This is a genomic window from Corynebacterium nuruki S6-4 (genome assembly GCF_007970465.1).
Taxonomy (GTDB): domain Bacteria; phylum Actinomycetota; class Actinomycetes; order Mycobacteriales; family Mycobacteriaceae; genus Corynebacterium; species Corynebacterium nuruki.
This window is the reverse complement of the sequence record NZ_CP042429.1, coordinates 506656-518119: the sequence shown is the minus strand read 5'-3', so window position 1 is coordinate 518119 and position 11464 is coordinate 506656. Positions and strand designations below refer to the sequence as shown.

General features: G+C 69.4%; 13 protein-coding genes. 1 reads left to right on the top strand and 12 read right to left on the bottom strand.

Translation table 11 applies throughout. From position 1 onward, the window contains the following. Position 1 precedes the first annotated feature (1 nt). The 5 genes from secD to ruvC form a co-directional block, all read right to left on the bottom strand. Positions 2–1846 carry a protein translocase subunit SecD gene (gene secD, locus FSW06_RS02345; RefSeq protein WP_010118727.1) on the bottom strand — a complete coding sequence of 615 codons (1845 nt, stop codon included), beginning with the start codon at positions 1844–1846 and terminating at the stop codon, positions 2–4. Between the two features lie 192 nt (positions 1847–2038). After that, positions 2039–2602 carry a preprotein translocase subunit YajC gene (yajC, locus tag FSW06_RS02340; RefSeq protein WP_010118728.1) on the bottom strand — a complete coding sequence of 188 codons (564 nt, stop codon included), beginning with the start codon at positions 2600–2602 and terminating at the stop codon, positions 2039–2041. A 39-nt stretch (positions 2603–2641) separates the two neighbouring features. Continuing rightward, positions 2642–3703 carry a Holliday junction branch migration DNA helicase RuvB gene (gene ruvB / locus FSW06_RS02335; protein WP_010118730.1) on the bottom strand — a complete coding sequence of 354 codons (1062 nt, stop codon included), beginning with the start codon at positions 3701–3703 and terminating at the stop codon, positions 2642–2644. A 2-nt stretch (positions 3704–3705) separates the two neighbouring features. Further along, positions 3706–4350, bottom strand: a complete 645-nt coding sequence (gene ruvA, locus FSW06_RS02330; RefSeq protein WP_010118732.1) for a Holliday junction branch migration protein RuvA — start codon at positions 4348–4350, stop codon at positions 3706–3708. Beyond that, complete coding sequence (gene ruvC, locus FSW06_RS02325; RefSeq protein WP_010118733.1) at positions 4347–4931, bottom strand: crossover junction endodeoxyribonuclease RuvC; 585 nt, start codon at positions 4929–4931, stop codon at positions 4347–4349. The genes ruvA and ruvC overlap by 4 nt, the downstream gene beginning before the upstream one ends. A gap of 113 nt (positions 4932–5044) precedes the next feature. On the opposite strand from ruvC, the gene FSW06_RS02320 reads away from it, so the two are divergent. After that, positions 5045–5467, top strand: a complete 423-nt coding sequence (locus FSW06_RS02320) for a DUF3817 domain-containing protein (RefSeq protein ID WP_010118735.1) — start codon at positions 5045–5047, stop codon at positions 5465–5467. Between the two features lie 16 nt (positions 5468–5483). Here the strand turns inward: FSW06_RS02320 and FSW06_RS02315 are convergent, their stop codons facing one another. The 7 genes from FSW06_RS02315 to FSW06_RS02285 all read right to left on the bottom strand — a co-directional run bounded on the left by FSW06_RS02315 (position 5484) and on the right by FSW06_RS02285 (position 11464). Beyond that, entirely contained in the window at positions 5484–6236 is a 753-nt protein-coding gene (locus tag FSW06_RS02315; protein ID WP_010118737.1) for a YebC/PmpR family DNA-binding transcriptional regulator, read from the bottom strand. A 72-nt stretch (positions 6237–6308) separates the two neighbouring features. Next, on the bottom strand, positions 6309–6929 hold the full coding sequence (pdxT, locus tag FSW06_RS02310; protein WP_010118739.1) for a pyridoxal 5'-phosphate synthase glutaminase subunit PdxT: 621 nt from the start codon (positions 6927–6929) through the stop codon (positions 6309–6311). Continuing rightward, positions 6926–7834, bottom strand: a complete 909-nt coding sequence (locus tag FSW06_RS02305; RefSeq protein ID WP_010118741.1) for an acyl-CoA thioesterase — start codon at positions 7832–7834, stop codon at positions 6926–6928. The genes pdxT and FSW06_RS02305 overlap by 4 nt, the downstream gene beginning before the upstream one ends. A gap of 7 nt (positions 7835–7841) precedes the next feature. Then, on the bottom strand, positions 7842–8750 hold the full coding sequence (gene pdxS / locus FSW06_RS02300) for a pyridoxal 5'-phosphate synthase lyase subunit PdxS (protein WP_010118742.1): 909 nt from the start codon (positions 8748–8750) through the stop codon (positions 7842–7844). Between the two features lie 100 nt (positions 8751–8850). After that, positions 8851–9327, bottom strand: coding sequence for a hypothetical protein (locus FSW06_RS02295; RefSeq protein ID WP_010118743.1), 477 nt, complete (start codon positions 9325–9327; stop codon positions 8851–8853). Further along, entirely contained in the window at positions 9324–10481 is a 1158-nt protein-coding gene (locus FSW06_RS02290; protein ID WP_010118744.1) for a glycosyltransferase family 4 protein, read from the bottom strand. Before FSW06_RS02290 ends, FSW06_RS02295 begins: the two co-directional genes overlap by 4 nt. Beyond that, positions 10478–11464 (bottom strand): phosphatidylinositol mannoside acyltransferase, encoded by a 987-nt coding sequence (locus FSW06_RS02285; RefSeq protein WP_010118745.1) that lies wholly within the window; start codon positions 11462–11464, stop codon positions 10478–10480. Before FSW06_RS02285 ends, FSW06_RS02290 begins: the two co-directional genes overlap by 4 nt.

Here is an 11464-nt window from a genome sequence, read left to right as displayed (position 1 = left end):
GTCAGTTGTCCTTTCCCGGCGTGGTCGCGTCCTCGTCCGGCGTGTCCGTGGCGACTGCCCCGGCCTCCGGCCCGGCCTGCTCAGCCTGCTTAGCTACCTCGGCGGCCAGCTCGGCCTGCTCGGCCTCGTCGCGCTCCTTCTGGCGCGCTGCGGCACGGTAGGCGGAGTGCAGACCGTTGACGGAGGGCTTCGCGAACGCCTCCTTGCGCGACAGCAGCACCACCAGCGGGGCGGTGACGATGAAGGCGATGACGATGTCGAAGACGGTGGTGAGGCCGAGGGTGAAGGCGAAGCCCTTCACCTCGCCGACGGCGACGAAGTACAGCACGATCGAGGCGACGAGGGAGACCACGTTGCCGGTGATGATCGTCTTCTTCGCGCGGTCCCAGGCCTTCGGGGCGGCCGACCGGAAGGTCGACCCCCGGTGGATGAAGTCCTTGACGCGTTCGAAGTAGACGACGAACGAGTCCGCGGTGGTGCCGATACCGATGATCAGGCCGGCGATACCCGCGAGGTCCAGGCTGTAGTTGATCCAGCGACCCAGGAGCACCAGGGCGCCGTAGATCAGGATGCCGGAGGTGATCAGGGAGGCCAGCGCGACCAGCCCGAGTCCGCGGTAGTAGATCAGCGCGTAGACGGCGACGATGATCAGGCCGATGACGCCGGCGATGAGGCCGGCCTTCAACGAGGCCTCACCCATCGTCGGGGAGATGGTCTCGGCGGTGCCGCCCTTCTCCCCGTTCTCGCCGGTGAAGCTCAGCGGCAGGGCACCGTACTTGAGGTTGTTGGCGAGGTCCTGCGCCTCCTTTTCCGTGAAGTCACCGGTGATCTGCGTGGACTGGCCGGCCGGCGTCGGCGACTGGATCTGCGGGGCGGAGATGACCTGGCTGTCCAGCGTGATGGCGACCTGCTGGCCCTGATACTTGGTGGTGAGGTCGCTCCAGGTTTCGCCGCCGGGGGTGTTCGACCCGGTCTTGAACTTGAAGTTGATCTCGATCTGTCCGGTCTGGGTGTTCAGCCCGCCGAAGATCTGCGAGTTGCTGTCGATCATGTCGCCGGTGAGCCGCTTGGCGGCCGGATCATCCGGATTCTGTCCGGTGAGGACCGGGACCGGGGACAGCAGGACCGGGCCCTGCTCACTGCAGGAGACCAGCGGCTTGGCGGGATCGTCGGCACCGGCCAGCGGATCGTCGCCGGTCTGCTCGGGGTTGCAGCCCATGAGCAGGACCGCGGCGTTCTGCGCGTTGCCGTCGGTGGACTGCCGGTCCTTCTTCATCACGTCGATCATGGTGTTGCGCCGGTCGGTCTCCTCGATGGAGTTCTTCGGCGCCGGGGCGTCCTTCTCCGAGACCGTGGGGGTCGTGTCCGGAACCGGGGCGCCCCCCTGCTTCATCTGGTCGAGGCCGTCCTTGATCTTCTGGTTCGCCTCGTCGGCGGTGAGGATTCCGGCCTTCACCCAGCGGTTCGCCATGTCGGTGAGCACGTCGGGCAGTTTGTCGTCGGGTACACCGCCCTGGGTGTCCACCGGACGGAAGCTGAGCTGCGAGGTCTGGCCGAGGGCCCGGGCCTGGGAGGAATCCTCCCCCGGGACCGTGATGACCAGCGAGTTACCGTCGGTGACCACCTCGGCGCCGCTGACGCCCATACCGTTGACGCGGTTCTCCAGGATCTTGCGGGCCTGGTCGAGCTGGGAACTGCTGGGGCTGCCGCCCTGCGGTACCAGGGTGACCCGGGTACCGCCCTGCAGATCGATACCGAGTTTCGGTTCGGCCTTCCGGTCTCCCGTGAGGAAGACGAGAGCGTAGACCACGACGGTCACGACGACGAAGAGAAGGAGCGCCCGCACGGGCCATTTTCTGGCCCGGGCAGCTGATGCACCCGAAGAACTCACGCTGGAATCTCCTGGCTGGTCGGGGAAAGGACACATGCTGTGGCGTGTCACGGGGACACGCAACCCCGCCAGAGTCTAGACCTCCATCCTGGCGACGACCACCGTTGCCCCGCCCGGCGTGCCGGTCAGTGGCCGGTCAGTGGCCGGTCAGTGGCCGGTGGTGCCCCGTCCGTCCCCGTCGTCGCCGTGGTCGGTGTTCCGGTCGCCGCTGCGGTCGCTGTCGTGGTCACGGGCAGCATCCGTGGTGCGGTCAGTGACGTCATCCGGGGCATCGTCGGCGGTGCCGGCCGTGCCGGCGTCCATGCCGCCGAAGTCACCGAGGCTGCTGAGATCGTCGGGCACCACGGGAGTGTCGCTGTCGTCGACGCTGTCGGCACCGTCGGTACCCTCGGCACTGTCGTCAGTGCCGGCGTTCCCGGCCGTGAGCCGGTCGGCCTCGGTCGTCCCCGGCTCGACGGAGGTGACGAGCTTGAGGACGGCATTGCGGTCCCAGGTCGTCACGGTGCCGGTGGCGACCTCCACGTCGACGGTCGTCGGCCCGACGCTGGTGATCCTGCCGTGGATCCCCGAGGTCATCTGCACCACCATCCCGGGCTCCAGCCGGGACTGGAAGTTCTTGATCTCGTTGACCTGCTTGTTCTGCTTGCGCATCTGCATGACCGGCAGGCCCAGGAAGATCACGACGATGACGATGAAGATGAGGATTTCCATGTCCGCCAGTCTGCCACAGCGTCAGTCGTTGACCTCTGTTCACCCCGGTGGCTGCAGCCCCAGGTGGCGCCACGCCGCCGGTGTGGCGGTCCGGCCGCGCGGGGTGCGGGAGATCATCCCGGCCCGGACGAGATACGGCTCGCAGACCTCCTCCACGGTGCCGGCCTCTTCCCCCACGGCCACCGCCAGGGTGTTGACGCCCACCGGGCCACCGCCGTGGCCACGGACCAGCGCATCGAGCACGGCCCGGTCGAGCCGGTCGAGACCGAGTTCGTCGACGTCGAAGACGAGCAGTGCCGCCCGGGCCACCTCGAGGGTGATGGTGCCGTCGCCCTGGACATCGGCATAGTCGCGGACGCGCCGGAGCAGCCGGTTGGCGATACGGGGGGTGCCCCGGGACCGGGAGGCGATCTCGGTGGCGGCGTCCTGCCGCAGCTCCACCCCGAGGATCCCTGCGGTGCGGGTGACGACCCGGGTGAGATCCTCGGTGCTGTAGAACTCCATCTGCGCGGTGAACCCGAAGCGGTCGCGCAACGGACCGGTGAGCATCCCGGCCCGGGTCGTGGCCCCGACGAGAGTGAACGGCGGGATCTCGATGGGGATCGACGTCGCCCCCGGGCCCTTGCCGACGATGACGTCGATGCGGAAGTCCTCCATCGCCATGTAGAGCATCTCCTCCGCCGGCCGCGCCATCCGGTGGATCTCGTCGACGAACAGGACATCACCCTCCATGAGGTTGGAGAGCATCGCCGCGAGGTCCCCGGCCCGCTCCAGGGCGGGTCCGGAGGTCATCCGCAGCGAGGTGCCGAGTTCCTGGGCGATGATCATCGCCATGGTCGTCTTGCCGAGTCCGGGCGGCCCGGCCAGCAGCACATGGTCCGGGACCACCCCGCGGGTACGGGCACCGCCGAGGACGAGTTCCAGCTGGCTGCGGACCTTCGGCTGACCGATGAACTCCCCGAGCGAGCGGGGACGCAGCGACAGTTCCTGCTCCGCCTCGCCGGACAACGGCAGGGCAGACACGCTGTCGCTGCGGGCAGGTGCGCCGGCCCCGCCGGTGGTGCCCCCGAGGTCGAATTCGGTCCGTTCGATGTCTCCCACGGTTACCGCGCCCCACCCAGCACCGACAGCGCCGCCCGCAGCACCGAGGACACGTCCGCGGCGCCGGCGGTGGCTGAGTCGGCTGAGTCGGTCAGGACCTCGGCGACCGCGGCAGCGGCCTCCTTGTCCCCGAAGCCGAGTCCGGTGAGGGCCTCGGTGACCTGTGCGACGACCGCGGCGTCAGCGGCGTCCCCGGCTGTTCCGGCACCTCCGTCGGGTGCGGTCGGGGCCGGTGCAGCCACCATGTAGGCGTCCAGCTTCCCCTTGAGATCCACCGCCATCCGCTCGGCGAGCCGCTTACCGACCCCCGGAGCCCGCTGCAGCGCCTTGACGTCACCGTCGGCGACGGCGCCGGCGATCTCACCGGGGGTCAGCACCGACAACAGGGCCAGCGCATTGCGCGCGCCCACCCCGGAGACGGTCTGCACCAGGGCGAAGATCTCACGGGAGGCGGCGTCGCTGAACGCGTAGAGCGTCATCGCGTCCTCCCGGACGACCATGGTGGTGAGCACCGTGACCTCGGCGCCCCCGGGCAGCTCCGCCAGGGTGCGGGGGGTGGCCTGGCAGAGATAGCCCACGCCACCGCACTCGACGACCACACTGTCGAGTCCCTTGTCCACCACGGTCCCGTGCAGGGATGCGATCACTGTCGTCCACTCCTCGTCGTGTCCTGTGCCTGTCGTGCCTGTTGTGTCTGCCTGTCCCGGCTCCCCTGGCTCAGCGCCAGCGCCTCCGCCGTGAACGGGGCGCGCCAGCAGTGGCACACCGCCAACGCCAGTGCATCCGCCGCATCCGCCGGTCTCGGCGGCTCCGCGAGCCCCAGGATCCGGGTGATCATGTTCGTCATCTGCTTCTTGTCCGCCCGGCCGTTGCCGGTCAGTGCCTTCTTGGCCTCACTCGGAGTGTACTGGGTGACCGGCAGGGACCGGCGCGCGGCGCTGAGCATCAGGACGCCGACGGCGTGCGCGGTGTTCATCACGGTGGACACGTTCCCCCGTTCGAATACGCGCTCGATCGCCACGACGTCCGGCCGGTAGTCGTCCATCCACTCCTCGACGGCGTTCGACAGCCGGAGCAGGCGGACCGGCAGCTCATCGGTGTGCGGGGTGCGCACCACCCCCACGGCCACCGGCCGGACGCTGCGACCGTGGCCGGCCTGGACGACCGACAGGCCGCACCGGGTCAACCCGGGGTCGATCCCCATCACGCGGAGTCCGTTGAGATTCATCTGCACGCCGCCAATCTAGCACGGATGTGCGATAAAGGAACTCTCCCCCGGTGGTGAACGTCACTCACCGGAATGGCGCCGGACGCGCGCCGCTCCGGTAGCATCAGGCCCCGATGAGACCGCAGAAACTGTACCGCACCGTCGCCGACATCGAGGCCGCCACCTGGGGCCTGCTGATCCTCGGCATGATCCTGAAATACACCGGGCTGACCGGTGCCCTGGTCCCCGTCGCCGGGCCCGTCCACGGCCTGGCCTTCCTCACCTTCGTCGTCGTCACCGCGCTGGTGTGGACGAACAACCGCTGGTCCCCCGGCCGCGGTATCACCGGGCTGCTGAGCTCGGTGATCCCGTTCTGCACGGTCCCCTTCGCCCGGTCCACCACCCGGTCCGGGCTGCTCGACGGCGGCTGGCGGCAGGACGGCCCCGTTCTCGCGACCGTCGTCGGCCGCCCCCTGGCGACCACCGGAGCCCTCGCCGCCGTCGTCGTGGTCGTCTTCGCGGTCCTCATGGTCGTCGGCCCGCCGTTCGGCGGGTGACGCCCCGGGGTCCCGACTAGTCGTCGAGTTCGGCGAGGACCTCGTCGGAGACGTCCATGTTGGTGAAGACGTCCTGGACGTCGTCGACGTCCTCGAGCGCGTCGATGAGGCGCAGGATCTTCTTCGCCCCGTCCGCGTCCAGCGGAACCTCGACATCGGCCCGGTAGTCCGGATCCAGCGAATCGTACTCGATCCCCGCCTCATTGAGCGCGTTGCGCACCTTCGCCAGGTCCGAGAAGTCCGCGACGACCTCGAACTTGTCGCCCAGGTCGTTGACCTCCTCGGCACCGGCGTCGAGCACGGCCATCAGCACGTCGTCCTCGGTGTTGTCGCCCTTGTCCAGCACGGCGACGGCCTTGTGGTTGAACAGGTAGGACACCGAACCGGCGTCCGCCATGTTGCCGCCGTTCTTGTTCATGGCGGTCCGCACGTCCGTCGCGGCACGGTTGCGGTTGTCGGTGAGGCACTCGATGAGCACGGCGACGCCGTTGGGGCCGTAGCCCTCGTAGACGATGGTCTCCCAGTCCGAGCCGCCGGTCTCCTCACCGGAACCGCGCTTCCGCGCGCTCTCGATGTTGGTGTTGGGGACCGAGGCCTTCTTGGCCTTCTTGATCATGTCGTCGAGGGTCGGGTTACCCGACGGATCCCCGCCGCCGGTCCGGGCCGCGACCTCGATGTTCTTGATCAGCTTCGCGAACTCTTTGCCACGCTTGGCGTCATTCGCAGCCTTCTTGTGCTTGGTTGTCGCCCATTTCGAGTGGCCGCTCATGGTCTACCTGCTCTTTCGGGTGGGGATACTCTGACGGACCCATCCTAGTGCACGACCACCGACCCGTGGATATCAGGCCTGCCCTGCCACGATGTCGAGGAAATGCCGGTGCAGCCGGTCGTCGCCGGTGAGCTCCGGGTGGAAGGAGATCCCCAGCACCGGACCCTGCCGGACCCCCACGACGGCACCGTGCGCGGCACCCCCGTCGGAGACGCGGGCGACGACGGACACGTCCTCCCCCACACCCTCGACCCAGGGTGCACGGATGAACACCGCATGGACGGGAGCGGCGTCCTCACCGTCGGTCACGCCCGTGACCGCCAGATCCGTCTCGAACGAGTCGACCTGGCGTCCGAAGGCGTTGCGGCGCACCGTGATGTCAAGTGCCCCGAGACTGTGCGCGTCCGCGCGCGTGTCGAGCACCTCACGGGCCAGCAGGATCAGCCCTGCGCAGGTTCCGAAGGCCGGCAGTCCGTCAGCGAGCATGCCGCGCAGCGGGTCGAGCATCCCGCCGATGTCCAGCAGCTTCGACATCGTCGTCGACTCGCCACCGGGCAGCACCAGCCCGTCGAGTCCCTCGAGCTGCGCGGTGCGGCGCACCAGCCGGGTCCGGGCGCCGGCCCGCTCCAGCGACGCCCGGTGCTCCACCACGCCGCCCTGCAGCGCCAGGACGCCGATCAGAGGATCCGTCACTTCTGCTCCTTCAGGGGAATGGGCTGCCGGCCCTCCGCCAGAATGCGGGTCAGGCCCTCCTGGGTCACCGAGGCAACGAGGTCACCGTGCTGGTTGAAGATCCGTCCGGTGGTCAGTGCCCGGCCACCATGGGCCGAGGGCGAGGTCTGGTCGTAGAGCAGCCACTCGTCGGCCCGGAACGGGCGCATGAACCACATGGCGTGGTCCAGGGACGCCTCCTGCACCTTCTGGTCCCGGTGCGGCACCGTCGCCGAACCGAGCAACGTCATGTCCGACATGTACGCCAGGGTGCAGATGTGGAAGGTCTCGTCATCGGGCAGCGGCAGCTTCGACCGGAACCACACCACCTGCTGGGAGGCGGCGTGCGGATCGTGCTCGTACTGGTCCGGCGGGACGATACGGATGTCCCAGTCCTCCCAGTCCTTCGCGAAGGCCTTCGTCGACGGCCGACTGTCCGACAGGTCCGGGACGATCGACTCGGGACCGGGGACGTCGCGCATCGTGTTGGAGTGCTCCGGGCCGTGGTCGTCCCGGACATGGAAACTGGCCTGCATGATGAACAGCGTGCGGCCGTCCTGCACCGCCCGCACCGAGCGGACCCGGAACGAACGGCCGTTGCGGACCTCGTCGACGAGGTAGACGGCGGGCCGGTCGGAGTCGCCGGGGCCGACGAAGTAGCCGTGCAGTGAGTGCACCCGGTACTCGGGGCCGACCGTGCGGGTCGCCGCGACCAGCGACTGTGCCGCGACCTGACCACCGAACGTCCGCTTCAGGGCCGAGGGGATGACCTGGCCACGGTAGATGCCCGAGTCGATACGCTCGAGATCCAGGACGTCGGTGATCCTCGGACGACGTTCCGTGGGAACGTCACGCAGCCCGGGGCGGGTGTTCGGGGTGTCGGTCACGACCGGGTCACCAGCCCCGTTCCGCCAGCCGGTGCGGCTGCGGGATGTCGTCGACGTTGATGCCGACCATGGCCTCGCCGAGACCACGGGAGACCTCGGCGATGGTGGCCGGGTCCTCGTAGTTCAGGGTGGCCTGGACGATCGCCTTCGCCCGCTTGACCGGGTCGCCGGACTTGAAGATGCCGGAGCCGACGAACACGCCCTCGGCGCCGAGCTGCATCATCATCGCGGCATCGGCCGGGGTGGCGATGCCGCCGGCGGTGAACAGCACCACCGGGAGCTTGCCGTTCTCGGCGACCTCGCGGACCAGCTCGTAGGGGGCCTGCAGCTCCTTGGCCGCGACGTAGAGCTCGTCGGGGGCCATCGACCGCAGCCGGTTGATCTCGGCGCGGATGGTGCGCATGTGGGTGACGGCGTTGGAGACGTCACCGGTGCCGGCCTCACCCTTCGACCGGATCATTGCGGCACCCTCGTTGATGCGGCGCAGCGCCTCGCCGAGGTTCGTCGCGCCGCACACGAACGGCACGGTGAAATCGAACTTGTCGATGTGGTTGCTGTAGTCGGCCGGGGTCAGGACCTCCGACTCGTCGATGAAGTCGACGCCCAGGCTCTGCAGCACCTGCGCCTCGACGAAGTGGCCGATCCGGGCCTTGGCCATCACCGGGATGGTGACCGCCTCGATGATCCCCTCGATCATGTCGGGGTCGGATGCCCGGGAGACCCCGCCCTCGGCGCGGATGTCGGCGGGTACCCGCTCCAGTGCCATGACGGCGGTCGCGCCCGCGTCCTCGGCGATCTTCGCCTGCTCCGGGGTGACCACGTCCATGATCACGCCGCCCTTGAGCATGTCGGCCAGGCCCCGCTTCACGCGGGCGGTGCCCCGTCCGGCGTCGGCGGCGGCAGTGTTGTCAGTCATCGATCCTCGCTTGTCTCGTGATTGCCCTGCGTCCGTTCGCAGTTGAAGTCATCGTACCGCCCGGTAGACCGCCCGGTCCGTTCCGGGGCCACAGTTACCGTCAGAGGCCGACGTCGCCGGCCGAGAGGGCCTCGTAGTACTCCGGCAACGGGGCGTTGCCCGCCAGCCGGAACAGTCGGACGACCAGGCGTCCGCGCACGTCGCGGGTGTCCCCGACCGCGTCGTTGTAGAACCGGCCGGCGAGATCGACCTTCGTCGAGGCCTCGATGAAGGCGGGGTTGCGGCGGTCGGAGTCACTGAGCTCGCGCAGCAGCAGGTTCTCCACCTCCGAGCGGGCGTCCATGTCGGAGGCCCGCAGCGCGACCGCGGTCGTCCGACCGGCCTCCGGCGACAGGTCCGGGCGCAGTGCGGCGACCACGCCGGCCCGGGCGCGCAGTGCGCCCTCCAGGTTGATCCGCGCCGAGTCGGTGCGGATGTGCAGCCGGTTGAGGCGGTTCGCCAGCCCCGACAACCACATCCCCACCACGGCGACCACCGCGACCACGGCCACGACAATGAGCAGCCAGCCGGGGATCATGCGCGCACCACCTTGCGACCGGGGGTCACCACGGTCTCGTAGACCCGCTCGACCTGGGTGGCGACCCGGTCCCAGTCGAAGTCGCGGCTGCGTTCGGTGCCGCGCCGGATCAGGTCCGCCCGGCCCTCGTCGTCGAGCAGGACCCCGGTGACGGCCTGGGCGAGTTCGCGGGCCGACCCGTTTCCGAACAACCGGCCGGCCTGGCCGTGGTCGGTGACGGCGGCGAACGCGGGGATGTCACTGGCGACGATCGCCGCGCCCGCCGCCATCGCCTCGACGAGCACGATGCCGAAACTCTCACCGCCGGTGTTCGGGGCGATGTAGACGTCCGAGGCGGCCAGGGCCGCGGCCTTGTCCTCCTCACTGACCCGGCCGAGGATCCGCACCGTCGCCCGGTCGGCGGTCTCCACCCCGTCGACCCAGCTGACCTTCGCCCGGCGGAGCATCTGGTGCAGGTCCCCGATGTCACCGCCGCCCACGACGATCACCTCGAGGTCCGGGACCTCCTTCAGGATCCGGGGCAGGGCACGCAGCAGGATCTGGAACCCCTTGCGGGGCTCCTCGAACCGGCCGAGGAACATCACCCGCGGCCGGTCGGGGTCGAGACCCGCCAGCGGCGTGGCGTCCCGGTAGAGGCGGGTCTCCACACCGTTGGGGATGAGCACCGGGTCGCCGGCGAGCATCTCGACCTGCCAGCGGCGCGCCTCCTCCGAGACGGCGATACCGGCGTGGATCTTCTCCAGGAACGGGCGCAGCACCGGCAGGAAAGTCCGCAGGATCAGGGAGTTCGTCGTGGCGGCATGGTAGGTCGCGACCATCGGGCCGTCGGCGACGGCCAGGCTGATCATCGAGTAACTCGGCGAGTTGGGTTCGTGCAGGTGCAGCACGTCGAAGTCATGGGCCGAGATCCACCGCTTGAGGTGGTGCCAGGTCGGCGGGAGGAAGGACAGCCGGGCGACCGACCCGTTGTAGCGGATCGGGATCGAGCCGCCGCCGCAGTCGACGAAATCGGGTACGTCGGCGTCCGGCCCGCCGGGGCCTATGAGGCTGACCTCGTGGCCCCGGCGCTGCAGTTCCTCGCAGAGCTGGATCGCGTGGTTCTGGACGCCGCCGGGCTCGTCGAAGGAGTAGGGGCAGACCATGCCGATCTTCACGCCCGGTCACCTCCGGTCGCACCGTCCGTGTCGTCGAGGCCGAGGATGCGCCGCCGGCGGTCCGAGAGGTCCCCGAACCACAGCGGCTGGAGCATGTGCCAGTCGGCCGGATGGGCGGCGATGTTCGCGGCGAACTGGTCCGCCTGCTGCTGGACCATCTCCGTCAGCGGCAGTGTGGAATCGATCTCCTCGCCGATGACGAGACCCCAGCCGCCGTCGGTGAAGTAGGAGTGGACGGGGATCACCGCCGCCCCGGTCTCCTGGGCCAGCCGGCAGGACCCGGCGGGCATACTCGTGCGCTCACCGAAGAAGTCAACCTCCACACCTTTACCAGAGAGGTCCCGCTCCCCCAGCAGGCAGACGATCCCGCCGCCACGGAGCACCTCGCGCAGCCGCGCGAACGGCGGCTGCTCCCCGCCCGACAGCGGGAGCACCTCGAAGCCGAGGGACTCCCGGTAGTCGACGAAGGCCTCGAACAGGCTCTCCGGTTTCAGCCGCTCGGCGACGGTGGTGAACTGGCCGAAGGTGTTGACCAGCCACACCCCCGCCATGTCCCAGTTGCCGGAGTGCGGCAGGGTGAGCACCACCCCTCTGCCGCGCGCGTGGGCGGCGGCGAGCCGCTCGATGTCCGCGGGTGCGAAGCCGGCACGCAGCGTCGCGGTCAGGTCGGCGACCTTGTCCGGGCCGCTCATCGACGGCAGCCGGAAGGCTTCTTTCCAGTAGCGCAGGTAGGACCGCATCGAGTCGCGGACCAGCCGACGGGTGACGTTGGCGTCCCCGACGACCCGGCCGAGGTTGGCGCGCAACTGCTCGGGGCCGACCCCCTGATGCGAGGCGACGTCGGCGATCATGTCGAAGAGCCGGTCCGCCACCTGCTGCGGGAGCAGCCGGGTGACGGCCCAGCCCGCCCGGTAGGCCAGGGCGCTGGCCTCGGAGGTCAGCCGGTCGGTGAGGGTCGGGGTGGCGGGGGTCTGTTCCGTCAT

Coding starts and splice junctions, on each gene's coding strand:
- yajC (WP_010118728.1), bottom strand. CDS start 2,602: ATGGAAATCCTCATCTTCATCGTCATCGTCGTGATCTTCCTGGGCCTG.
- ruvC (WP_010118733.1), bottom strand. CDS start 4,931: ATGAATCTCAACGGACTCCGCGTGATGGGGATCGACCCCGGGTTGACC.
- FSW06_RS02320 (WP_010118735.1), top strand. CDS start 5,045: ATGAGACCGCAGAAACTGTACCGCACCGTCGCCGACATCGAGGCCGCC.
- FSW06_RS02315 (WP_010118737.1), bottom strand. CDS start 6,236: ATGAGCGGCCACTCGAAATGGGCGACAACCAAGCACAAGAAGGCTGCG.
- pdxS (WP_010118742.1), bottom strand. CDS start 8,750: ATGACTGACAACACTGCCGCCGCCGACGCCGGACGGGGCACCGCCCGC.
- FSW06_RS02295 (WP_010118743.1), bottom strand. CDS start 9,327: ATGATCCCCGGCTGGCTGCTCATTGTCGTGGCCGTGGTCGCGGTGGTC.
- FSW06_RS02285 (WP_010118745.1), bottom strand. CDS start 11,464: ATGACGGAACAGACCCCCGCCACCCCGACCCTCACCGACCGGCTGACC.